We start from the raw sequence: 22,546 nt of genomic DNA, 5'->3' as shown, positions 1-22,546 counted from the left end.
TCAGTCCGGCATTCGTGGGGTAAGATGAGTATAGTCAAAAGTTGATGAACAAGTAGTGTACATCGATAAACCGTAGGGGGAATGAACTCATGGCAGGCGTACGTTTAAATCATATCGTTAAAAAATATTCTGGTGCAGAAGAATCCACAGTTAAGGATTTCCATCTTGAAATTGAAGATAAAGAGTTCGTTGTATTGGTTGGAGCATCCGGTTGCGGAAAATCCACAACTCTTCGTATGATCGCAGGATTAGAGGAAATCACTGAAGGTGAACTTTACATCGGAGACCGCCTTGTAAATGATGTTGCTCCTAAAGATCGTGATATCGCGATGGTTTTCCAATCCTATGCCCTTTATCCGCATATGACTGTTTATCAAAACATGGCATTCGGTTTGAAACTTCGTAAATTCAAAAAAGCAGATATCGATGCTCGCGTTCGCGAAGCAGCGAAAATCTTGGATATCGTTCACTTGCTGGACCGCAAACCAAAAGCTCTTTCCGGTGGTCAACGTCAACGTGTTGCCTTGGGTCGTGCGATTGTTCGTGAACCACAAGTATTCTTAATGGATGAGCCGCTTTCCAACTTGGATGCGAAACTTCGCGTACAAATGCGTGCGGAAATCACTAAATTGACAAAACGTCTTGGTGTTACGACAATCTACGTAACGCATGACCAAATCGAAGCAATGACAATGGGCGATCGCATCGTTGTTATGGATAAAGGTATTATTCAACAAGCAGCTACACCTGAAGAAATCTACAACTTCCCAGTGAACATCTTCGTTGCGGGCTTCATCGGATCCCCATCCATGAATTTCATGACAGGTTCATTGAAACAAGAAGGCGGCGGTATTTTCTTCAAAGCAGGTTCTGTTAACGTTGAAGTTCCAGCTGGTAAAGCGCAAGTACTGAAAGATAAAGGCTACGTTGGTAAAGAAGTGATTCTGGGTGTTCGTCCAGAAGACATCCACGAAGAGCCGGTATTCTTGGAAGCATCCCCGAACACAGTATTCAACGTAAACGTTGAGTTGACTGAGAACTTGGGTCATGAAATGTACTTGTACCTGAACGGTATTGGTTCCAACACAGTTATCGCTCGTGTAGACGGCCGTTCCGGAATCAAAGAAGGCACAAACGTGAAATTGGCTTTGGATATGAACAAAGTTCATTTCTTCGATAAAGAATCCACATTGTCCATCTTAGCGAAATAAGTTGGAACAGAAAGGCCAGCCGTTATCGGCTGGCTTTTTTTTCTGTTGATGCGATGTTAGAGTTTGCAAACACTTTAGTTGATTTCGATATCGTATTCCATTACGATGAAACTATTGGATAGAAATGAGTATGAGCAGATGAAGCAGGTTTTGCACAGGCAAAATGCAGAGGAGATAGGACGATGGCCAAAAAGGTGAAGGTTTCCGAATTAGTGGAACAACTCCATATGGAGGTTCTTGCAGGTGAATCTGGACTTAAACGTGCGATAACAACCGGAGATCTGTACCGACCGGGTCTCGAGATGGCGGGATATTTCAATTATCATCCGAGAGAACGTATTCAAATGCTTGGAAAAACAGAAATCACCTTCATGGAGATGTTAACGACAGGTGTTCGTAGAAACCGGGTAGAGCAGCTATGTGCTCCAGAGGAAACGCCTTGCATTATTGTGACTCGAGGATTGGATATTCCGAGCGAGCTGTTGGAAGAAGCGACAAAGCGTGATCTCCCCGTGCTTCGCAGCCAAATGTCGACGACTATTTTTGCGAGCCGTTTAACCGGGTTCTTGGAGAATAAATTAGCACCAAGCACAACGATTCATGGTGTACTCGTCGATGTTTATGGAATCGGTATGCTGATTACTGGCAGCAGCGGCATCGGGAAAAGCGAGACAGCGCTTGAACTTGTAAAAAGAGGGCATCGCCTAATTGCTGATGATGCGGTTGAGATTCGCCAAAACGGCGATAAAGTGCTGACAGGGAATGCGCCGGAGCTGATCCGCCATTTGCTTGAGATCCGCGGCGTCGGTATCATTAATGTGATGACTTTATTCGGCGCCGGGGCCGTTCGCAATGTGAAGAAAATTTCTGTCGTAGTGAAATTGGAAAATTGGCAGCAGGACAAGCAGTATGATCGTCTAGGCTTAGATGAGGAGCTTACGCGCATCATCGACACGGATCTGCCACTTGTTACGATTCCGGTACGACCAGGACGAAACTTAGCGGTTATCGTAGAAGTGGCTGCGATGAACTATCGCTTGAAACGCATGGGCTATAACGCGGCGCTTCAATTTACGAATAAGCTGACTGAATCGCTGAGCGAGGATTATGAAGACTTTGATTGAGAACTTGATATAGAGGCAGCTTACATCTGAAGGAGTGAAACTATGTTAGAAAGTGTTGCATTTTCCCTTGGACCGATACACGTCCGGTGGTATGGCATTATTTTAGGTACGGCAGCATTGGTCGGGTTATTACTGGCGATTCAAGAAGGGAAACGGTTCAAGATTATTCCTGACTTTTTCATGGATTTATTGTTGATCGGCGTGCCTTCTGCGATTATTGGGGCAAGACTATACTATGTAGCCTTCCAGTGGTCTGATTATAAGAATAATTTGGCTGAAATTTTCATGATCTGGCATGGCGGGATCGCTATTTATGGTGCTTTGATCGGGGCCATTATCGGCGTGTTCTTCTATGTAAGAGCCAAAGGCTATAATTTCTTGCGGATTGCGGATATTTGCGCGCCTGGTTTAATCGTAGGTCAAGCCATTGGCCGTTGGGGCAACTTCATGAATCAGGAGGCGCACGGAGGCCCTGTTTCGGAGTCTTTCTTGCGCAATACCTTACATTTGCCCAATTTCATCGTAGATCAAATGAATATTCAAGGAACGTTTTATCATCCGGCGTTCCTGTATGAGTCCCTATGGAATGTTGTAGGTTTGTGTGTACTCCTATGGCTTCGCCGCAGACCTTTTCTGCGGGCTGGAGAGCTGTTCTTCAGCTACTTCATCTGGTATTCCATCGGCCGTTTCTTCATTGAGGGGATCCGTACGGATAGTCTGGACTTCACAGGGCCTACATGGCTGGCTTCTCTGATGAATGCACTTTGGTCCCCGATGACCGTAGTATTTGAGCCGGGCGTTATGACATATGGCGGTAACATTAGATTCTCACAGCTGTTAGCGCTTCTGCTTGTGATCAGCATGGCGATCGTCATTATCGTAAGACGGAAAAAAGGGTACGCCAATGTTCGTTACGCGGATCCCATTGTTTCCTCAAAAAAGCTAGAGAGAAACAGAGTAGTGAAAGATCAAGAGCAACAGGATAAAGGAGCAGATTATGATTCAAACCGTACTGTTTGACCTGGATGGCACGATTGTTGATACCAATGAGTTGATTGTGCAATCCTTTTTGCATAGCTTGGAAGGCGAAACGCCTGAGCCAGTAAGCCGGGAGCTAATCATTCCGAATATGGGACGTCCGCTTGTGGAGCAAATGGAGTTTTTTACAGGCAGAAAAGAAGTCGAAGAATTGATTAAAAAATATCGAACATTTAACTTATCGAAGCATGATGAGCTGGTGAAAGAGTTCCCGAATGTCCGGGTCGTCATGAAAAAATTACACGAAAACGGCATTAAAATCGGCATCGTGACCAGCAAAATCAGACAAACGACGTTAATGGGCCTGAAGCTGTGCGGACTAGACCAATACGTAAACATAATCGTTACCGTTGAAGATGTTAAGGAAGCGAAGCCCCACCCGGAAGGGATATTAGCTGCACTTAAAGAATTAGGCGGTACGCCGGATCAAGCCGTGATGGTGGGAGACAGCCATTATGACATTGAGGCCGCGAAAAATGCCGGTGTGATCTCGGTCGGTGTCACATGGTCATGGAAAGGGCGTTCTTACCTGGAGGAGTACAAGCCAGATCATCTGATTGACGATATGTTTGATCTGCTGCCTATCGTGGGTCTCACGTCGGATGTGGATGCCCGTTGAGAAAAACGGACAGGTACCCGGTAGAGGGGCCTAACGCTCTATGGCAAATCTATCATACCGTCAGCAAATGGAAGGCGATCCGCAATTTCGTTTTCATCCAGATTACGCGGTACTCGCCTTCGCTGCGGATGAAAAACTGGATCTACCGGCATATCCTCGGGATGAAGGTGGGAGAGCATACCGCTTTTGCCTTGATGGTGATGGTGGATGTGTTTTTTCCAGAGAAGATACATATTGGCAATAATACGATTATCGGGTATAACACGACGATATTGGCTCATGAATATTTGACCAAGGAGTATAGGCTTGGGGACGTTCATATCGGGTCACATGTGATGGTCGGGGCAAACACGACAATTCTTCCTGGTGTAACGATTGGAGACTACGCCATTATTGGCGCGGGTTCGGTGGTGCACAAGGATGTGGCGCCGCATAGCTTCGTCGCAGGAAATCCGTTGCAAACGATACGTGAAACACATAATGAGAAATAAGAGTTGTGCGCGAATGAGCTGTGCAGCTCTTTTTCTTTGTGTAGGGAAAGACCTGTAAATGTTGGGGAATAGGGAAAGAGGCAATTGACGGTCCTAAGGTTACGTGATAAAATAGCCGTACATTCTTTATTTTGGTAGTATGGTAGCACGTTAACGTGCTAAAGTGATTATGAAGAGAGAAAACAGAACTGAATTCCTAGATGTTGAGGTGAGACGTGGTGTCAAAGCCAAAAGTATTTGAAAAGCCGTTAGGGGTCAAGGATTATTTGCCCGATGCGGTTACGAAACTGCGCAATATAGAATACCGTGTACTGGCTTGTATGGAACGCTGGGGATACAACCAGATCCTTACGCCAACACTTGAATATTACGATACCGTTGGGGTGGCAAGCTCCACAGAAGATAAGAAGCTTTTTAAATTGCTTGACCGTAAGGGGAAGACATTGGTTTTGCGGTCTGAATTGACAGCACCGATTGCGCGTGTAGCTTCCTCTTTATTGAAAGAACATAAGTTCCCACTTCGCTTATCTTACCATTCGAACGTATTTCGCGCGATTGAAGAGGAAGCTGGACGGGACTCGGAATTTTTCCAAACAGGCGTTGAGCTCATCGGAGATGCTTCATCAGAAGCTGACGCAGAGGTTGTAGCCTTAGCCATTGCTTCCCTGCAAGCGGCTGGTGTGGGCACATTCAAGATTGCGCTCGGCCACGTTGGTTTCCTGAACGGACTGTTCCAGGAAACGCTGGAAGGACGCAGTGATGCTCAGTTGAGCCTTAAGGAGCATTTGCTCGGTCGTGATTATGTCGGTTACCGTGAAGCGATTAAATCATTGGCGCTGACACCAGAAGTAGAGCGAGAGCTTATTGGAGTGCTAAGACTTAGAGGCGGAGACGAAATCTGCGAGCAAGCTCGGATGGTGTCTCAGCACCCTATCGCGCAGGATGCAATTCGACATCTATGCGAAGTGTGGGATGTGCTGCAGGCCTACGGGGTAAGTGAGCATGTAGTCATTGATTTAACCATGATTGGAGATTTCTCCTACTATACAGGTATGACGTTTGAAGGTTATGCGGCTGATTTGGGCTTCCCTGTATGCAGCGGCGGCAGATACGACAATCTGTTAAGCCAGTTTGGGCGTCCTGCGCCGGCAACGGGTTTTGCTCTGAAGACTAACCGTATTCTTGAGGTGACTGGCGGGGAAGCTGTAACGTCTCCTAGACGCGTGCTGATTGCATACGATACGGAGCATCGTGAAGAAGCGCTCCAACTGGCGAAAGCTAAGCGGGGCAGCGAGGAAACGGCTGTTGTCATCACGCAGTTGATTAGCGAGCCAGAGGCTTGGTCGGAAACTAGGTTGACAAAGGCTGACGGTTCATATGAGGTGCGCGGCACAGTGTATCAGGAAGTTATCACACTGTTGGCACAATAAGGCAAACACAATGCAGGGAGGGGAGCGCAGTCCATGTGCTTGTTCCTCCCGGCGATCGGAAGGTAGGTTGGAACAGTGGAAGACATTCTTAAAGTAGCGATGCCGAAAGGCCGTATCTATAAACAGGCAGCGAAGCTTTTTCATAAAGCGGGGCTGCCGATTCCGGAAGACTTGGAAGAAGGACGCCGATTAATTATCCCGGTGCCTGAAGCGCGAATGGAATTCATCCTGGCTAAACCCGTGGATGTCCCTACGTATGTCGAATACGGCGTAGCGGATATCGGAGTTGTCGGCAAGGATGTGCTGATGGAGGAAAACCGTAACGTTTACGAGCTGCTGGATCTGGGCATTGCACGCTGCCGGATGTCGGTAATCGGGCTGCCGGATTGGAAACAAGTGATTAATCCTCGGGTAGCGACGAAGTATCCGAACGTGGCGTCACAATATTTCCGCGAACAAGGGCAGCAAGTGGAAGTCATTAAGCTGAACGGCTCCATCGAGCTGGCACCGCTTATCGGTCTTGCTGACCGGATCGTAGATATGGTTGAAACGGGTCAAACGCTTAAGGAAAACGGACTTGTGGAGCAAGAGGAGATCTTTCAAATTACGAGCCGTTTAATTGCGAACCGTGTTAGCTACCGCATGAAGAACGAGTCTATTCAACGGTTGTGTGATATGCTGCAGGCGGTGCTTCCTGCGCTTACGAAGATCTAGATAGAGAGGAAGATGGATATGCGGATACTACCCGCCTCGGAATTTGAATTGAAACGCGAGGTCGAATACGGCTCACCCGAGCAAAATGAGACCGTTCGCCGCATCATCGATGAGGTGCGGCAGGACGGCGATGCCGCGCTGCGGCGCATGGCGCGGGAGTTCGACCGCGTAGAAGTCGCCGAGCTTCGCGTCAGCGACGAAGAGATCCAGGCGGCGTATGCCCAGGTCGACGCCGGGTTTCTGGCGGCTTTGCGGCAAGCCGCCGCGAACATTCGTGCGTTTCATGAGAAGCAGAAACGCACGTCATGGATGGACCTGCAGCCGGACGGCAGCCTGCTGGGCCAAATCATCCGACCGCTGAAGCGGGTCGGATTGTACGTACCCGGAGGGAAGGCGGCGTATCCGTCCTCCGTGCTCATGAACGCCATCCCCGCGATCGTGGCGGGGGTGCCGGAGATTGCGATGGTGACGCCTCCGGCCACCGCAGGGGAAGAGGGCATCAACCCGCATATCCTCGTGGCGGCAGCCGAAGCGGGTGTGAAAGAGATCTACCGCGCAGGCGGGGCGCAGGCGGTAGCCGCACTGGCCTACGGCACGGAATCGATCCAGCCGGTCGATAAAATCGTCGGCCCCGGCAACATCTACGTCGCGCTGGCGAAGCGCTTCGTGTTCGGCGTCGTCGATATCGACATGATTGCCGGGCCGACGGACATCGTGGTGCTGGCGGATGAACACGCCGATCCTGAGTACGTGGCGGCTGATTTGCTGGCGCAAGCCGAGCATGATGAGATGTCACCCGCAATTCTAGTGACAACGTCGCAGGAGCTAGCCGAATCGGTTCGGCTCGAACTATGGCGGCAGCTCGACGTGCTGCCGAAGAAAGCCATCGCTGCAGTGTCCACAGCGACCAAAGGCGCCATTCTCCTCGTGGATAGCTTGGACGAGGGCGTTGACGTGGTCAACCGCTTGGCGCCGGAGCATTGCGAGCTGTTGGTGCAGGAACCTTTCAATCTGCTTCCGCGCATTGAAAATGCAGGGGCTATTTTCCTTGGCGCATACAGCACGGAGCCTGTCGGCGATTATTTTGCCGGCCCTAACCATGTGCTGCCGACAAACGGGACGGCCCGGTTTTCATCGCCGCTGAATGTGGACGATTTTCTGAAAAAATCAAGCGTCATTCATTATAGCAAGGAAGCGCTCCTTGCAAACGGAGATATGATTATGACCTTGGCCCGGAATGAAGGGTTGGAAGGTCACGCGAGAGCAGTGGAAGTACGACTGAAGAAGGAAGGGAAGTTGAAATAAATGGCTGAACAAGATAAGGTTGCTCGCTCGGCGAGTGTAGCCCGCAAAACGAATGAAACGGACATTAAGCTTTCGTTCCAAGTGGACGGAACAGGAATATCTGAAATTGGAACGGATGTTCCTTTTTTGAATCATATGTTGGATTTGTTCACGAAGCACGGTCACTTCGATTTGAAAGTTGACGCCAAAGGCGATATTGAAATTGATGATCATCACACCGTCGAGGACATCGGGATCTGCTTAGGACAGACGCTTCGCGAGGCGCTCGGTGACAAAAGAGGCATTAAACGCTACGCAAGCGTGTTTGTCCCTATGGATGAGGCACTTGCACAGGTCGTTATTGATATCAGCAACCGCCCCCACTTTGAATATCGTGCGCAATATCCAACTGCCAACGTAGGCAGCTTTGAGACGCAGCTTGTACACGAGTTTCTATGGAAGCTGGCACTGGAAGCACGCATCACGCTTCATGTGATCGTGCATTACGGCCAGAATACTCACCACATGATTGAAGCGGTGTTTAAAGCGTTAGGCCGTGCAATAGACGAAGCGACATCGATTGATCCTCGCGTGCAGGGGGTTCCTTCGACGAAGGGAGTGCTGTAGGAATGATCGCGATTATTGATTATGGCATGGGGAATTTACATAGCGTCAGCAAAGCCGTTGAGCGGCTTGGCTATGAAGCTGTGGTCACCGGCGATGCGGAGCAGATTCTTGCCGCTGAAGGGGCGATCCTTCCAGGGGTAGGAGCATTCGGCGATGCTATGGAGCAGCTGCGCGAGTCAGGGCTGAACGATGTCGTGCTGCGTTACGCGGAGTCTGGTAAGCCGCTGCTCGGCATTTGCCTTGGCATGCAGCTGCTGTTTGCAAGCAGCGAGGAGCATGGGAATCATGAAGGGTTAGGCCTTCTGCCCGGCTCGGTGGTACGTTTTCGCGGAGACTACAAAGTGCCGCATATGGGTTGGAACAAGCTGAGTTACAAGCAGAGCGAGAGTCCGATCTTCGCAGGGATAGAGGAGGGGCATGTGTATTTCGTGCACTCCTATCATGCGAAGCCGGAGCGTGAAAGCGACCTGCTTGCGGTAACGGACTATTATCAGCCCGTGACGGCGATTGTCGGCAGAGACAACGTATACGGCATGCAGTTTCACCCCGAGAAGAGCGGCGATATCGGCATGCAGCTGTTGAAAAACTTTCTGGCTCTTTGCAAGTAGGCCTATTAAAGCGGAAATTGCTCTCTTTTTATAGAAATTAGATTTCATGCCTAGGCTCTTATGTTAAGAAGGAGGTGCCATCATGTTAGCCAAAAGAATTATTCCTTGCCTTGACGTCAAGGATGGTCGGGTGGTCAAGGGCGTTAATTTCGTGAATTTACGCGATGCTGGCGATCCCGTGGAGTTAGCGGCGATTTATGATAAAGAAGGCGCGGATGAACTCGTGTTTCTGGATATTTCGGCGTCCGTTGAAGGACGCGCCACAATGGTGGAGGTTGTCCGTCAAACGGCAGGGGAGATCACGATTCCTTTCACTGTAGGCGGAGGCATCTCCAGCGTGGACGACATGAAGCGCCTGCTGCGTGCCGGAGCGGATAAGATCGGTATCAACACGGCAGCGGTTCGCAATCCCCAGCTTGTATCCGACGGAGCGCGCAAGTTCGGCTCCCAGTGTATCGTTGTAGCCATTGACGCGAAATATAACGCGGAGTGGGGCGAGTGGGAAGTGTTCACGCATGGCGGACGTAATGCTACGGGCATTAAGACGCTGGAGTGGGCGAAGCGGATGGAAGAGCTTGGCGCAGGCGAAATCCTGCTGACGAGCATGGATGCGGACGGAACAAAGGACGGGTTTGACTTGAAGCTTACGCGCGCTGTTTCCGAGCTGCTCACGATTCCAGTGATTGCTTCCGGTGGAGCGGGCAAAACGGAGCATTTCTACGATGTATTTACCGAAGGCAAGGCCGATGCAGGGCTGGCGGCTACGATTTTTCACTATAAAGAGCTTTCTATTCAAGGGGTCAAAGCTGACCTGAAAGGTAAAGGGGTTGAAATCCGATGACATTTTCAGTGGAACAAATTAAATATGACGCACACGGGCTCGTTCCCGCCATTGTGCAGGATGCCGTCAGCAAAGAGGTACTTATGATGGCTTATATGAATAGCGAATCTTTGCAGCGCACAATACAGACTGGCGCTACTTGGTTCTGGAGCCGTTCCCGCGAGGAACTGTGGAATAAAGGAGCAACTTCCGGCCATACGCAAAAGGTTAAAGCACTTCGCTACGACTGTGATGCGGATACGCTGCTTGTTCTTGTAGAACAAGTGGGACCTGCTTGCCACAATGGCACCTACACATGCTTCACGGAGAACATTCCGGTTGAAGGGGCAGCGCAAGAAGGAACGGAGCCTGCGGTCTCCGGTGATCGTTTTGCTATCCTTGGCGAGTTGGAAGCCGTCATCGCATCACGTGATGCGGAGCGTCCCGAAGGCGCGTATACGACTTACCTTTTCGAAAAAGGCGTCGATAAGATTCTCAAAAAAGTAGGCGAAGAAACAGCGGAAGTGATCATCGCAGCCAAAAATAAAGATAACGACGAGCTTCGCTATGAAGCGAGTGATCTCATTTTTCACTTAATGGTCCTTTTGCGTAATAATAAATTGCCATTGGATGATATTATGAAAGAGCTTGCGAACCGACATGTCAAAAAATAAATAAAACGACCTGGAGTGAATTCACGATGTTGATTGATTATCATACACATCATGTGCGCTGCGGTCACGCCTCCGGGGAACTGGAGGAATACGTCAAACGCGGCATTGAGATCGGGCTCACCCAATTAGGGCTGTCTGATCATATGCCGCTTTTGCATGTGGATCCGCAAACGTATTGGCCAGAGATGGCCATGCCGATGGAAGAACTGCCCCGCTATGTCGAAGAGTGTCTGCATCTGAAAGAAAAGTACAAGGATCAGATCGATATCCGCGTTGGTCTGGAAGGGGATTACATCGAAGGCTATGAGACGGAGATTGAGGCCATTATTAAGGCGTATCCGTGGGATTATGTCATTGGTTCCGTCCATTTTTTGGGAGAATGGGATATCTCTGATTTTCGCCAGCTCGCAGGTTGGGAAGGTAAGGATATTTATGAGGTTTATATCCAATACTACGAGGCAGTGAAGAAAGCAGTCCGCACCGGACTGTATGATTATATCGGTCATATCGATATGATCAAGCGATTTGGCTACGTTCCTGACCGCGATACGTGGGAGTTGGAGAAAGCTGCGTTGGATACCGTGAAGGAGTGCGGTGTTGCTATCGAACTGAATGCTTCCGGGCTGCGTCATCCGTGCAAAGAAATGTTTCCAAGCCGCCGCATGCTGGAATATTGCCATAAGGTGGGAATTCCCGTAACGCTTGGGTCGGATGCCCATCAGCCGGAAAGGTTGGCTCAATATTTGGAAGAAGCAAGATCTCTGCTCAAAATGATTGGATTTAACGAAATAGCCACATTTCATGCACGAAATCGACATCTTGTGACTTTTTAAATTCGACAACTATCATGTATAATGAGTAAGGCGTGAACAATCTATTTAATGAACCTTCGGAGGTAACCATTAACCATGCATAGCGACAATGTTAAAATTTTTTCCGGATCTTCGAATCCGAAGCTTGCGGAACGTATTTGTAAAGAGCTCGGCCAGCCGCTTGGACAAATCAAATTATCCCGTTTTAAAAGCGGAGAAATCTACTGTCTCTACGAAGAAACGATTCGTAACTGTGACGTATTCCTGGTACAAACATTCTCCCATCCGATTAATGAACATATGATGGAACTCTTGGTCATGATGGATGCGGCAAAAAGAGCTTCTGCAAAAACGATCAACCTTGTCATCCCTTACTATGGTTACTCTCGTCAAGAACGCAAAGCTGCTCCGCGTGAGCCGATTTCTGCTAAATTAGTCGCTGACTTGTTCAGTGCGGCAGGGGCAAACCGTGTTGTTACGATTGACCTGCATGCACCGGCCATTCAAGGCTTCTTCAATATTCCGGTTGATCACCTGACGGCTCTTGACGTCATCAGTGATTGTATCAAAAAGAAAAATCTGTCTAACCCAATCATCGTATCGCCGGATGCAGGCCGTGCGACAACGGCTGAGAAAATGGCCAACATCCTGGATGCGCCATTTGCGATGATGATCAAAAAGCGTCCGGAGCACAATGAGTCGGTGATTACTCACGTCATTGGTGATGTAGTAGGCCGTACGCCGATTATTATCGAGGATCTGATCGATACGGGAACGACAATTGTTAACGTAGTGGAAAGCCTGAAAGAAAGAGGAGCGCATGATGTTTACATTTGTGCAACGCATCCTGTTTTCTCGGGGCCTGCACTGCAGCGTTTGGATCACCCGAACATTAAGGAAGTTATCATTACGGACTCCATCGCGATTCCGGAAGGTCATTCCGATAAGTTCAATGTGCTTTCCGTAGCTCCATTGTTATCGGATGCAATCCGTATTATTAATGATGGCGGCTCCTTGTCTTCCCTGTTTAAATACGGCGGCGTTTAAGGCCGATTATTCAGACCAGATCTTACCTTCGGATAATGTTTTTGGCTTCCAAGCGATCTATGGTATAATTTGAGTGTAATCAAATTGCCGGAGGTGTCTTGCTATGGAAAAGATTAAGCGTGTGTCCGAAGTGCCAAAACCTAAAGTAATCTCAATAAATATGGATGCCGCGTTCTTTTTCGAGAGAGCGGTTCAATCTTTGGATCGGTTTCATTATGATAAGGCATTGAAATATTTCCGGCGGGCTGCCGAGTATGAGCAGGATAACCCTGTGAATCACTGCAACCTCGCGGGAGTTCTCTCCGAAATGGGCAATTATGACGAGTCGAACCAAATTTTGCAGCATATCCTTGATGCGATCGATCCCGAGATGACGGAATGTCATTTTTATATGGCAAACAACTACGCCAATATGGAAAATTTCGAGCAGGCAGAACAATCATTGGTTCGGTATTTGGAGACTGACCCTACAGGGCAGTTCATGGATGAATCCGAAGAAATGATGGAAATGCTGAGCTACGAGCTTGAACGGCCCGCCCCTCTCACTAGCATTAAGAGTCGAGAAGGGCTCTTCGAGCATGATAAAGCCCGCGCCCTTCTAGAGGAAGGGAAATTCGCCGAAGCTGTGCGGCAGCTGGAAAAGCTGGTGAAGAACCAGCCTGAATTCACTGCAGCGCGGAACAATTTGGCCCTTGCTTATTATTATATGGGTCAATTTGAAAAGGCGATGGAAACGATTCGTGCGGTGCTCGAAATTGATGCTGGAAATTTGCATGCGCTGTGTAATATGGCCATTTTCCATCAGCATTTCGGTAATAAGAAAGAGCTGGCCGAGCTAACGGAGCTCTTGTGCAAAACGTATCCGTTTCAGCAGGATCATGTATTCAAGCTTGCCACAACGATGGGGATTCTTTCTCAACACGAGAAGGCCTATAATCTGTTCAAGCGTCTGCTGAAAGCAGGAGACGGTACGTCGGACCCTTGCTTGTATCATTATGCAGCTGTAGCCGCTTGTCATATTGGTCGATTCGAGGAAGCCTTCCGGTATTGGAAGCAAACGCAGAAGCTGGATCCCGGCGCTGAAATCTCCAAGTTTTACTTGGAGCAGCTGCGTACGCGGGAGAAGTCGGAAAGCCCATTAACTTGGAGCTATCATTACCATTTGCCCTTTGAAGAGCAGTTCCGTGTGCTGGAGAAATCCACGCAGGGCATACCCGACCAATTGAAGAAAGACCCGCTCGTGCGGTCATCCTTCTTCTGGGCATTGCGCCACGGTGATATCGAAACCAAGCTGCAGGTCATTCAGGCTTTCGGTCTGATTGCCGACGGTGAAGTGAGAGATGCTTTGCAGGACTTCATTCTGGATCGTCACGAAGATGACTATTTGAAGAAAGTAGCCATTTTTGTGCTTCGCAGCATGGGGATCCGCGAATCCATTCCTGCGTTTCTTGAGAATGAAGAGATTATGGTTGAGGCTTCTCCCTACTCGCCTCATCTGCCTGTTTGGGATGTCAAATGGCAGAGTGTAATGGAAACAGCGCTTTCTCATATGCATAAGCGCTATGATATGGTGCAACAGTATGATTTAGAAATACTGTGGGTTGAATTTCTGACGAAGATGTACCCGTCGGTGCCGAAAATTCAGAAATCTGAAGGCTGGGCAGCCGCGTTAGAATACTTGATCGCCAAAATGCATCGCCGCGCTATTTCGTATCAGGAGGTCTCGACGCGCTATGGCGTGACTGTCTCTACGGTCAGTCGCAACGTGAAACTGATCGATGATACTTGCGGCTTGCGTGAGAAGATGGAAGCCATTTTCGACAAATTTACGAGCATTTGATAGCTGGGGTTTTGCCGTGTCGCAAGACCCGGCTTTCATACATAAATGTAGGCTAACTAAAGATAGCTTTCCGAGTGGAGAGCGCCTAGGAGGGAAACCAATTGTACAAATCAGTCGTCGTAGGAACAGGACCATCCGGTCTAACAGCAGCCATTTATCTAGCTCGTGCTAACCTGAGCCCGCTCGTCATCGAGGGACCGGAGCCGGGGGGTCAATTGACCACTACCACCGAAGTAGAGAATTTCCCGGGTTTCCCTGAAGGTATCATGGGTCCTGAGTTGATGGAAAATATGCGCAAACAAGCTGAACGCTTTGGCGCTGAATTCAAAACAGGTTGGGTCAACTCGGTTGAACTGACCAATCGTCCATTCAAACTGCAAGTTGAAGGTCTGGGTGAGATTGAGACAGAAACGCTGATTATCTCCACAGGTGCTTCCGCTAAATTGCTCGGAATCGGCAATGAGAAAGAAAATATCGGACGCGGCGTAAGCACATGCGCGACTTGTGACGGTTTCTTCTTCCGCGGCAAAAAGATTATCGTCGTCGGCGGCGGAGATTCCGCCATGGAAGAGGCGAATTTCTTGACTCGCTTCGCTTCCGAGGTGCGTTTGGTTCACCGTCGTGATGAGCTTCGCGCCTCCAAAATTATGCAGGACCGCGCTCGCGGAAACGAAAAAGTAAAATGGTCTTTGAACAACACACCGCTTGAAGTTGTTTCAGGTGAGAAAGGTGTTGTAGGTCTGAAAGTGAAAAATAATACGACCGGAGAAGAAGAACTTCTTGAAACGGACGGTATTTTCGTAGCGATCGGCCATACACCAAACACGAAATTCTTGGGTGGACAAATTGATACGGATGAGCAAGGCTACATCATTGTGAAGCCAGGCACGACGGAGACGAATATTCCTGGCGTTTTCGCTTGCGGCGACGTCCAAGATACGAAGTATCGCCAAGCGATCACGGCAGCAGGCAGCGGATGCGCAGCGGCTCTGGAAGCTGAGAAATTCCTTGAAGGCCATATCGTACACGATTGGAGCCAATCGCTTTAAGAGGGTACAGCAAACGTGGAAGGCTATGCTTTCCACGTTTTCTCATTTCATTGGGGAAATAGTTGAATCTTGACCTGTATACAGGGTTGTCTTATAGTTTAAACAGGAGCATATGCCCGAAAATTTTAATGATTATTCATGAGGTGACCTTGCAATGTCAAATCAGATTTATATCGGTGTAGATTTAGGCGGTACCAATATCAAAGTTGGTATCTGCGACGAGCAGGGAAAGCTGCTGCAAACATTAGAAGGCCCTACAGGCGCGGAGAACGGTGCTGAGGCTGTAATTGGACGAATTGCGCAGCAAGTGCGACAAATTGTCGAAGAATCCCCTTTTGAGTGGGAGCAAGTGGCAGGTATCGGCGCAGGTTTAGCTGGATTCATGGATATTCCGGAAGGATTCGTTAAATTCTCTCCAAATTTGCAATGGCATAATGTCCCTGCGAAAAAAATGCTAGAGACGCTACTAGGCAAAACTGTGAAGATCGATAACGATGCGAATGTGGCCGCACTAGGTGAAGCATGGGCTGGAGCGGGAGCAGGCATTCCGAATGTCGTGTGCTATACTCTCGGAACAGGCGTCGGCGGCGGAATTATTATTAACGGTAAAATTTATCAAGGCTCTGCAGGGATGGCCGGCGAGCTTGGACATATGTCTGTCGTGCCTGACATCGAAGCGATCCAGTGCGGTTGCGGACAAATGGGTTGTCTTGAGACGGTGTCCTCCGCAACAGGTATCGTTCGTATGGCCAAAGAAGCAGTTGAACGCGGTGAACGTACTTCCCTTGCGCTTCATGAAAAGATTGAAGCTAAGCATGTATTCGACGCTGCGAAAAGCGGAGATGAAGTGTCTCTTCGTATCGTAAACCGTGCGGCCTACTATCTGGGACGTTCCATGGCGGCGATGGCGGTTATCATTAACCCCAAACGTTTCATCATCGGCGGCGGCGTATCCAAGGCAGGGGAAATTTTGTTCCAGCCTATTCGAGATACATTCAAGAAGTACACACCTGAGACAGCCGGTGAGGGCGTTGAGATTGTTCCTGCAATACTCGGTAATGACGCAGGCGTCGTAGGTGCTGCTGGTTTGAACTTACGTTAGTTAGACAAGTACAGGTTCGCATGGCTGATGGTACGAACCTCGGCCTGCGAAAGCACTCCAAAGGAAGGTGTCATTCATGGAAGAGAACCACCCTTTAGCGAAACTGGTCATTATTACAGGAATGTCGGGTGCTGGAAAGACAATTGCGGTGCAGAGCCTCGAAGATCTCGGATTTTTCTGCGTCGATAATTTACCGCCTGTCCTTATTCCTAAATTCGCTGAATTGATCGTACAGTCGATGGGGAAAATCGGCAAAGTCGCACTGGTGATTGATTTGCGGGGGCGTGAATTTTTCACTGCACTTCAGGAGTCGCTTCGTTATATCCATGAGAATTACACGCTTAGCTATGAAATTCTTTTCTTAGATGCTACCGATGCGACGCTTGTTCAACGATACAAAGAAAGCCGTCGCCGACACCCGCTTGCCCCTGAAGGGGCTCCGCTTGAAGGCATAGGGCTTGAGCGCAAGCTGCTTGAAGAGCTGAAAGGTCTGGCTACACAGGTAATCGACACCAGCACGTTAAAGCCGGTACAGCTCAAAGAAAGAATTATTTCCCGGTTTACCAATTTGGAAGCAAACCGCATATCTATAAATGTAATCTCCTTCGGATTTAAGTATGGTGTACCAATTGATGCTGATTTAATCTTCGATGTTCGCTTCTTGCCGAATCCCCACTATGTGGAACAGCTTCGCCCGCAGACAGGTCAGGACCCCGATGTGTACGATTACGTGATGAAATGGACCGAGACGCAGGAGTTCTTAACGAAACTGCTCGATATGCTGAATTTCTTAATGCCTCAATACAAGAAAGAAGGTAAAAGTCAGGTTGTAGTAGGGATAGGCTGCACAGGAGGCAAGCATCGTTCCGTAGCGATTACCGAATATCTGGGTAAAGTGCTTGGAAACAGTGAAACGGAAGCTGTGCGTTTGAGTCATCGAGATGCCGAGCGGGATCGGGTATAAGCTTGTCCTAACGATTAAGAGGGTGAATGAAGGATGAAATATGAAAAATCACAGCGCACTCCCAGAATAGTCGTGATCGGTGGCGGCACAGGTCTTTCAGTTATGCTTAGAGGTTTAAAAGAAAAGCCGGTTGATATTACAGCTATCGTAACGGTGGCTGACGACGGTGGAAGCTCTGGCATTCTTCGCAATGAGATGCAGATGCCGCCTCCAGGCGATATTCGTAACGTGCTGACCTCACTAGCTGATGTGGAGCCGCTGCTGTCATTAATGCTGCAGTATCGATTTCAGGTGGGAACAGGTTTAGCCGGCCATAGTCTGGGAAATCTAATATTAGCGGCCCTCACGGATATTACCGGTGATTTCGTAACGGCCGTGCAGGAGATGAATCGCGTATTTGCGGTCCGCGGCCGGGTGATACCGGCTTCGAACCAAGCTATTGTGTTGAAAGCGATTATGGAAGATGGTACTTTAGTCATAGGGGAATCCAAAATCCCCAAAGCGGAAGGACGCATCAAACAAGTGTTCATCGAACCCGCTAACGTAACACCGCTTGCGGATGCCGTTCAAGCTATCCGCGATGCGGATGCCATTCTTTGCGGTCCTGGCAGTTTGTACACCAGCTTGCTGCCAAATCTGCTTGTTCCCGGTATTGCCGAAGAGATTGTCAAATCGAAGGCTGTTAAGCTGTTCATTTGCAACGTCATGACGCAACCGGGGGAAACTGACGACTACTCGGTCAGTGATCATCTCGACGCGATTTATGATCATCTCAATGAGCACTTGTTTGACTATGTCATCGTGAACAATGGCGAAATTCCGCCGCAAGTTCAGGCGAGATATGCCGAAAAGGGGTCGAAGGCCGTTCATTTGGACCTGGATGAAGTCACGAAAAGAGGGTATCAGGTTATTGCTGATCGGCTCGTACTGTTTCGTACTTATCTGCGTCATGACGCCGAGAAATTGAGTGATCATATTTATCAGCTCGTCGAAAGCTGGATGTTAAGGAAGAAGTGAGTCTCATGTCCTTTGCGGCAACAACCAAAAAAGAATTGACCTTAATAACGGAAGCGGAAGCGTGTTGTGAAAAAGCGGAACTATCGGCTTTAATTCGCATGAATGGAACCGTACAGTTAACGAACCAACGCGTTGTTCTCGATATTTCCACCGAAAACGCCGCTATTGCCAGACGTATATACTCGCTTATCAAGAAGACGTATAAACTTCACACAGAATTGCTTGTGCGTAAGAAAATGCGTCTGAAGAAGAACAATGTATATATCGTTAGAGTACCCGGTCAAGTGCAGGAGCTGCTCAGTGATCTGAAAATCGTTTCAGAAGGTTTTATTTTTACGACAGGAATCAATAAAGAGATTATTAAGGGCAACTGCTGCAAACGCGCATATCTCCGCGGTGCATTCATGGCCGGCGGCTCGGTAAACAATCCCGAGGGATCTTCCTATCATCTTGAAATTGCCTCGATTTATGAGGAGCATTGCAAGGCACTGGCGCATTTGGCCAATAAATTCGACTTGAATGCCCGCTTTATCGAACGCAAAAAAGGGTTTGTCCTGTACATCAAAGAAGGCGAAAAGATCATTGAGTTTCTCAGCATCATTGGGGCTCACCAAGCGTTACTGCGCTTTGAGGATGTCCGGATTATGAAAGATATGCGGAACTCGGTGAATCGGATTGTCAATTGTGAAACAGCGAATTTGAACAAGACGATCGGAGCCGCGGTAAGGCAGATCGAAAACATCCGTCTTTTGCAGAGAGAAGTCGGGCTCGATAGTTTGCCTGAGAAGCTCAGAGAGGTTGCCGAAATCAGACTTCAGCATCCCGATCTGAATCTTAAGGAAGTTGGCGATATGCTCAAGGGCAATGTCAGCAAATCCGGAGTCAACCATCGTCTGCGAAAAATTGACGAATTGGCTGAAAAACAGCGGAATTCCTAGCTTTAAAGGGACTGAACACGTTGTAAATAAGTTTTTCTCATTTTTTCTAGTGTACTTCAGGGAAAAATGCTATAATGTTATAACATAAGGAATAGCACTGTTATCAGTAGTAATTCATATAAGCTCCACACTAGGGGGAATTAGTTCCATGTCCAGACGTCCAGTCGTTGTGAAGTTGAGAACAGGACTTCATGCCAGACCTGCGGCATTGTTTGTTCAAGAGGCGAATAAGTTTTCATCAGAGATCTTTGTTGAGAAAGATGAAAAGAAAGTGAATGCCAAGAGCATCATGGGAATTATGAGTCTCGCGATCAGCACAGGGACCGAAGTCTTCATAAGTGCAGAAGGTTCGGATGCAGAGCAGGCTGTAAACGCTTTAGTCACTTTAGTCAGCAAGGAAGAATTGGAAAACCAATAATCCTTCAAAAGCTTCCTTTCGAGGAGGCTTTTTTGCAAGTGACCGTTGCTGCTTGGGCAGCACGGCGAATAAGTGTCTATCTTGTTAACAATTAGGGAAATTAGCAACCTTTTTCTCTTGGCGGCGTCTAATGAACGTGGTCAATGAAGGAAAGGGCTATTTGCCATTCCCTCAATTTTGCATACTAAGGTTAAAGGAGCTAGGGAGAGAATGAGATGGAATGCTTTAAAGAAAGAAATCACTGTCATGCTTGCAGTACTAGTGTTTCTGGCTAGTGCAATAACAGCACCAGCAGCGCATGCGGTATCGACAAGTTCGTCCTTTATTTTACTTTATATCGATAAGGCCGAGGCGTTCGTGAATGAAGATCAAATTCATTTGGAATCGCCGGCTACTATTATTAACGGCAGCACATTCGTCCCTGCGAAGTTTTTGGGAGACACACTGGGCTTCAAGGTGGAGTGGAACAATGATTCCCGCACGATTCAGATGACTCCCCCAGGCTACAACATCGTGCTGGATGCGGATCATAAGACGGTGACAACGAACGGTCAAGATATCCCTTTCAACTCCGTAGCTGAGATTGTGAACGGGAAACTTCTGGTGAAGTTGACTTGGCTTGCGGATTATATGGGAGCGAAGTACAAATATAACAGTGAACTGCGCCGTGTGGAAATCGTCCACTTTAAGGCACCTGAGGGCATCTACATTGACCAGGACAGCAATTCCAGACCAGTAGCCAAGTTTACGACAGCGAAGCCTACATACCGTCTTGGAGAGCCTGTGAAGTATTTGGATCTTAGCTATGATCCGGATGCGGAAGGCATTGCGTCCTATGACTGGGTGGGCAACGAGGAAGCCTTTTTCAAACCGGGGAAATATCCGGTCACATTGACAGTAAAGGATCGCCACGGGCATGAAAGTAAACTTTTCAAAAGCTATGTAACAGTTGTGGATGAAACATACTTGAGCCAAGTGGAGTACCCGATTTATACGAAGCCAGTGGGCGGATTTATTAAGACGGATTGGGGAACGATCTGGTCCCATTTCAATGACATGCCGATGCTTCCTAGAAAAGTGACAGAAGTGCCAGGTCGCACACTGCTTGTGAGTGACAGCCCGGAAGAGTTCACAGAGAAAGGCATTCTGTATCAAGATAACATTAATGGGAAGGCTAGACTTTACGCTGACCACATTAACGGGACAAAGCAGAAGATGACGCTGGCGATTTTCGCCACGAATAACTCCGATAAACCGGTAACAATCAAAACGACGAATAAAGGTGAAGTCTATCCTTCCGTTTACGCCAATTTGATCGGCAGCGAGGCTTCCGTAGATTTCCTTTTGGAAAATGTGTACACAGATCAATTGACGGTGCCTCCGCATGAGACCTATGTGTACGCGAAGCTTCCGGACTTCTATCCGGGGCAAGGCGTGAACTTGTTTTATGACGTAGAAACAGACGGCGAACTGCAAATCACCTTTGGCGCTACAGATCAGAGGCTGACACCGACAACCGTGAAGGAGCTTCCGCTTCTGGCTTTCAATGGCCATGTGCGAGGGACTTTCCCGGTATCGGAGGTAAAGTGGGATATTGATGCATCAAGCTTTAACAAGACTTCTGTGCTCACGATAGGCGACAACAAGACGGATCCGTTCGTCAAGGGCTATGATGTGATGCGGAAGCAGAATGTCGAGAACGGCGGAAACTACGGCGTAGTTTACAAAATCCATGCGGATAAGCCGCGCAAAATGGCTGTTATGATTATGGCCAGAGGCGGCGTGTTCAAAGGGCCGTTCAAAATCAACGGCGAAATCATTCCGGTTCCGTATTCCGGCGTAATTACAGCATTCGATGGCATGGAAGTGCTGGCTCGTACGACAGGTAAGGAAGATGCACTGGACATTGAGTTCACGCCTCCGGCGGGTTCAGCGTTCCCGATCGACCTTATTTTCTATCCGTTAGATGAGAAGAAGTAATTGACCATAAGAGCCTTTGGAGACCCTTATCGTGTTGAAATCGAAAGATTTTGAAGCGATAGGGGAATCTGGGGGCTCTTATTCATTCGTGAAACGCAAAAAAACCAGCCGCAAGGCCGCTCGTAGAGCAGTCCATGCAGGCTGGTTTTTCGATGATTAGACGCGCTCGATCACTTTATCAATGAGTCCGTATTCGGCCGCTTCGGCAGCGCTCATGAAATTGTCGCGGTCTGTATCTTTTTCGATGCGCTGGAACGTTTGTCCTGTGCGCTCTGCGAGAATTTTGTTCAAGTTGTCTCTCATTTTCAAAATGCGCTTTGCGCGAATTTCGATGTCAGAGGCTTGACCTTCAGCACCGCCAAGCGGTTGGTGGATCATGACTTCACTGTTCGGAAGCGCGTAACGTTTGCCTTTGGCGCCTGCCGTAAGGAGGAATGCGCCCATGGAAGCAGCCATACCTACGCAAATCGTGGAAACGTCCGGCTTGATGAACTGCATCGTGTCGTAGATCGCCATACCGGCTGTAATGGAACCGCCAGGGCTGTTAATGTATAGCGAGATATCTTTATCAGGATCTTGTGCGGCCAAGAAAAGTAGCTGAGCAATGATGGAGTTCGCCACAACATCGTTGACACCCGTGCCTAAGAAAATAATGCGGTCCTTCAGCAAGCGAGAGTAGATGTCATATCCTCTTTCACCGCGCGCGTCCTGTTCGACGACCATAGGGATAAAACTCATG

Annotated in this window: 24 protein-coding genes; 23 read left to right on the top strand and 1 reads right to left on the bottom strand. The window is 48.5% G+C overall.

From position 1 onward, the window contains the following. Nucleotides 1–89: 89 nt before the first annotated feature. The 23 genes from J2Z65_RS19865 to J2Z65_RS35720 all read left to right on the top strand — a co-directional run bounded on the left by J2Z65_RS19865 (nt 90) and on the right by J2Z65_RS35720 (nt 21,967). Complete coding sequence (locus J2Z65_RS19865; RefSeq protein ID WP_167053153.1) at nt 90–1,211, top strand: ABC transporter ATP-binding protein; 1,122 nt, start codon at nt 90–92, stop codon at nt 1,209–1,211. A gap of 182 nt (nt 1,212–1,393) precedes the next feature. Continuing rightward, nucleotides 1,394–2,335 carry an HPr(Ser) kinase/phosphatase gene (gene hprK, locus J2Z65_RS19860; RefSeq protein WP_167053151.1) on the top strand — a complete coding sequence of 314 codons (942 nt, stop codon included), beginning with the start codon at nt 1,394–1,396 and terminating at the stop codon, nt 2,333–2,335. Nucleotides 2,336–2,377: 42 nt separating this feature from the next. Continuing rightward, a complete protein-coding gene (lgt, locus tag J2Z65_RS19855; RefSeq protein ID WP_167053149.1) occupies nt 2,378–3,355 on the top strand; it encodes a prolipoprotein diacylglyceryl transferase in 978 nt (325 codons plus the stop codon). Further along, nucleotides 3,333–3,992: a pyrophosphatase PpaX gene (gene ppaX, locus J2Z65_RS19850; protein WP_167053147.1), complete on the top strand. Its 660-nt coding sequence runs from the start codon at nt 3,333–3,335 to the stop codon at nt 3,990–3,992. Before lgt ends, ppaX begins: the two co-directional genes overlap by 23 nt. Next, the gene (locus tag J2Z65_RS19845) at nt 3,989–4,483 is read left to right on the top strand and encodes an acyltransferase (RefSeq protein ID WP_167053144.1); all 495 of its coding nucleotides are present in this window, start codon (nt 3,989–3,991) and stop codon (nt 4,481–4,483) included. The genes ppaX and J2Z65_RS19845 overlap by 4 nt, the downstream gene beginning before the upstream one ends. A gap of 218 nt (nt 4,484–4,701) precedes the next feature. Further along, the gene (locus J2Z65_RS19840) at nt 4,702–5,913 is read left to right on the top strand and encodes an ATP phosphoribosyltransferase regulatory subunit (RefSeq protein ID WP_167053142.1); all 1,212 of its coding nucleotides are present in this window, start codon (nt 4,702–4,704) and stop codon (nt 5,911–5,913) included. A 75-nt stretch (nt 5,914–5,988) separates the two neighbouring features. Further along, nucleotides 5,989–6,627 (top strand): ATP phosphoribosyltransferase, encoded by a 639-nt coding sequence (gene hisG, locus J2Z65_RS19835; protein ID WP_167053140.1) that lies wholly within the window; start codon nt 5,989–5,991, stop codon nt 6,625–6,627. Nucleotides 6,628–6,645: 18 nt separating this feature from the next. Continuing rightward, nucleotides 6,646–7,932 carry a histidinol dehydrogenase gene (gene hisD, locus J2Z65_RS19830; RefSeq protein ID WP_167053138.1) on the top strand — a complete coding sequence of 429 codons (1,287 nt, stop codon included), beginning with the start codon at nt 6,646–6,648 and terminating at the stop codon, nt 7,930–7,932. Then, nucleotides 7,933–8,538: an imidazoleglycerol-phosphate dehydratase HisB gene (hisB, locus tag J2Z65_RS19825; protein WP_167053136.1), complete on the top strand. Its 606-nt coding sequence runs from the start codon at nt 7,933–7,935 to the stop codon at nt 8,536–8,538. Between the two features lie 2 nt (nt 8,539–8,540). After that, complete coding sequence (gene hisH, locus J2Z65_RS19820; RefSeq protein ID WP_167053134.1) at nt 8,541–9,146, top strand: imidazole glycerol phosphate synthase subunit HisH; 606 nt, start codon at nt 8,541–8,543, stop codon at nt 9,144–9,146. 82 nt (nt 9,147–9,228) lie between these two features. Further along, the gene (gene hisF, locus J2Z65_RS19815; RefSeq protein WP_167053132.1) at nt 9,229–9,987 is read left to right on the top strand and encodes an imidazole glycerol phosphate synthase subunit HisF; all 759 of its coding nucleotides are present in this window, start codon (nt 9,229–9,231) and stop codon (nt 9,985–9,987) included. Continuing rightward, nucleotides 9,984–10,640 (top strand): bifunctional phosphoribosyl-AMP cyclohydrolase/phosphoribosyl-ATP diphosphatase HisIE, encoded by a 657-nt coding sequence (gene hisIE, locus J2Z65_RS19810; protein WP_167053130.1) that lies wholly within the window; start codon nt 9,984–9,986, stop codon nt 10,638–10,640. The genes hisF and hisIE overlap by 4 nt, the downstream gene beginning before the upstream one ends. A gap of 26 nt (nt 10,641–10,666) precedes the next feature. Continuing rightward, on the top strand, nt 10,667–11,473 hold the full coding sequence (hisJ, locus tag J2Z65_RS19805; RefSeq protein WP_167053128.1) for a histidinol-phosphatase HisJ: 807 nt from the start codon (nt 10,667–10,669) through the stop codon (nt 11,471–11,473). A 75-nt stretch (nt 11,474–11,548) separates the two neighbouring features. Then, the gene (locus tag J2Z65_RS19800; protein WP_167053126.1) at nt 11,549–12,499 is read left to right on the top strand and encodes a ribose-phosphate diphosphokinase; all 951 of its coding nucleotides are present in this window, start codon (nt 11,549–11,551) and stop codon (nt 12,497–12,499) included. Between the two features lie 103 nt (nt 12,500–12,602). Continuing rightward, the gene (locus J2Z65_RS19795) at nt 12,603–14,339 is read left to right on the top strand and encodes a tetratricopeptide repeat protein (protein ID WP_167053124.1); all 1,737 of its coding nucleotides are present in this window, start codon (nt 12,603–12,605) and stop codon (nt 14,337–14,339) included. A gap of 101 nt (nt 14,340–14,440) precedes the next feature. Further along, on the top strand, nt 14,441–15,388 hold the full coding sequence (gene trxB / locus J2Z65_RS19790; protein WP_167053122.1) for a thioredoxin-disulfide reductase: 948 nt from the start codon (nt 14,441–14,443) through the stop codon (nt 15,386–15,388). Between the two features lie 154 nt (nt 15,389–15,542). After that, nucleotides 15,543–16,490: an ROK family glucokinase gene (locus tag J2Z65_RS19785; protein WP_167053120.1), complete on the top strand. Its 948-nt coding sequence runs from the start codon at nt 15,543–15,545 to the stop codon at nt 16,488–16,490. Nucleotides 16,491–16,566: 76 nt separating this feature from the next. Then, nucleotides 16,567–17,454, top strand: coding sequence for an RNase adapter RapZ (rapZ, locus tag J2Z65_RS19780; protein WP_167053118.1), 888 nt, complete (start codon nt 16,567–16,569; stop codon nt 17,452–17,454). A 33-nt stretch (nt 17,455–17,487) separates the two neighbouring features. Next, on the top strand, nt 17,488–18,471 hold the full coding sequence (locus J2Z65_RS19775; protein WP_167053116.1) for a gluconeogenesis factor YvcK family protein: 984 nt from the start codon (nt 17,488–17,490) through the stop codon (nt 18,469–18,471). A gap of 5 nt (nt 18,472–18,476) precedes the next feature. Further along, nucleotides 18,477–19,409, top strand: a complete 933-nt coding sequence (whiA, locus tag J2Z65_RS19770) for a DNA-binding protein WhiA (RefSeq protein WP_167053114.1) — start codon at nt 18,477–18,479, stop codon at nt 19,407–19,409. A gap of 148 nt (nt 19,410–19,557) precedes the next feature. After that, nucleotides 19,558–19,827, top strand: a complete 270-nt coding sequence (locus J2Z65_RS19765; protein WP_028555561.1) for an HPr family phosphocarrier protein — start codon at nt 19,558–19,560, stop codon at nt 19,825–19,827. A 210-nt stretch (nt 19,828–20,037) separates the two neighbouring features. Further along, on the top strand, nt 20,038–21,807 hold the full coding sequence (locus tag J2Z65_RS19760) for a stalk domain-containing protein (RefSeq protein ID WP_167053112.1): 1,770 nt from the start codon (nt 20,038–20,040) through the stop codon (nt 21,805–21,807). A gap of 31 nt (nt 21,808–21,838) precedes the next feature. After that, on the top strand, nt 21,839–21,967 hold the full coding sequence (locus J2Z65_RS35720; RefSeq protein WP_275690996.1) for a hypothetical protein: 129 nt from the start codon (nt 21,839–21,841) through the stop codon (nt 21,965–21,967). On the opposite strand, the gene clpP is transcribed toward J2Z65_RS35720, so the two are convergent. After that, on the bottom strand, nt 21,964–22,545 hold the full coding sequence (gene clpP / locus J2Z65_RS19755; RefSeq protein ID WP_167053110.1) for an ATP-dependent Clp endopeptidase proteolytic subunit ClpP: 582 nt from the start codon (nt 22,543–22,545) through the stop codon (nt 21,964–21,966). The genes J2Z65_RS35720 and clpP overlap by 4 nt on opposite strands. Nucleotide 22,546 lies beyond the last annotated feature (1 nt).

The organism is Paenibacillus aceris (assembly GCF_017874035.1).
GTDB lineage: Bacteria > Bacillota > Bacilli > Paenibacillales > NBRC-103111 > Paenibacillus_E > Paenibacillus_E aceris.
The sequence above is the reverse complement of the archived record's forward strand: the minus strand, read 5'-3'. Positions and strand labels throughout refer to the sequence as shown.

Coding starts and splice junctions, on each gene's coding strand:
- J2Z65_RS19865 (WP_167053153.1), top strand. CDS start 90: ATGGCAGGCGTACGTTTAAATCATATCGTTAAAAAATATTCTGGTGCA.
- hprK (WP_167053151.1), top strand. CDS start 1,394: ATGGCCAAAAAGGTGAAGGTTTCCGAATTAGTGGAACAACTCCATATG.
- lgt (WP_167053149.1), top strand. CDS start 2,378: ATGTTAGAAAGTGTTGCATTTTCCCTTGGACCGATACACGTCCGGTGG.
- ppaX (WP_167053147.1), top strand. CDS start 3,333: ATGATTCAAACCGTACTGTTTGACCTGGATGGCACGATTGTTGATACC.
- hisD (WP_167053138.1), top strand. CDS start 6,646: ATGCGGATACTACCCGCCTCGGAATTTGAATTGAAACGCGAGGTCGAA.
- hisB (WP_167053136.1), top strand. CDS start 7,933: ATGGCTGAACAAGATAAGGTTGCTCGCTCGGCGAGTGTAGCCCGCAAA.
- hisH (WP_167053134.1), top strand. CDS start 8,541: ATGATCGCGATTATTGATTATGGCATGGGGAATTTACATAGCGTCAGC.
- hisF (WP_167053132.1), top strand. CDS start 9,229: ATGTTAGCCAAAAGAATTATTCCTTGCCTTGACGTCAAGGATGGTCGG.
- hisIE (WP_167053130.1), top strand. CDS start 9,984: ATGACATTTTCAGTGGAACAAATTAAATATGACGCACACGGGCTCGTT.
- hisJ (WP_167053128.1), top strand. CDS start 10,667: ATGTTGATTGATTATCATACACATCATGTGCGCTGCGGTCACGCCTCC.
- J2Z65_RS19800 (WP_167053126.1), top strand. CDS start 11,549: ATGCATAGCGACAATGTTAAAATTTTTTCCGGATCTTCGAATCCGAAG.
- J2Z65_RS19795 (WP_167053124.1), top strand. CDS start 12,603: ATGGAAAAGATTAAGCGTGTGTCCGAAGTGCCAAAACCTAAAGTAATC.
- J2Z65_RS19785 (WP_167053120.1), top strand. CDS start 15,543: ATGTCAAATCAGATTTATATCGGTGTAGATTTAGGCGGTACCAATATC.
- rapZ (WP_167053118.1), top strand. CDS start 16,567: ATGGAAGAGAACCACCCTTTAGCGAAACTGGTCATTATTACAGGAATG.
- J2Z65_RS19775 (WP_167053116.1), top strand. CDS start 17,488: ATGAAATATGAAAAATCACAGCGCACTCCCAGAATAGTCGTGATCGGT.
- whiA (WP_167053114.1), top strand. CDS start 18,477: ATGTCCTTTGCGGCAACAACCAAAAAAGAATTGACCTTAATAACGGAA.
- J2Z65_RS19765 (WP_028555561.1), top strand. CDS start 19,558: ATGTCCAGACGTCCAGTCGTTGTGAAGTTGAGAACAGGACTTCATGCC.
- J2Z65_RS19760 (WP_167053112.1), top strand. CDS start 20,038: ATGAGATGGAATGCTTTAAAGAAAGAAATCACTGTCATGCTTGCAGTA.
- clpP (WP_167053110.1), bottom strand. CDS start 22,545: ATGAGTTTTATCCCTATGGTCGTCGAACAGGACGCGCGCGGTGAAAGA.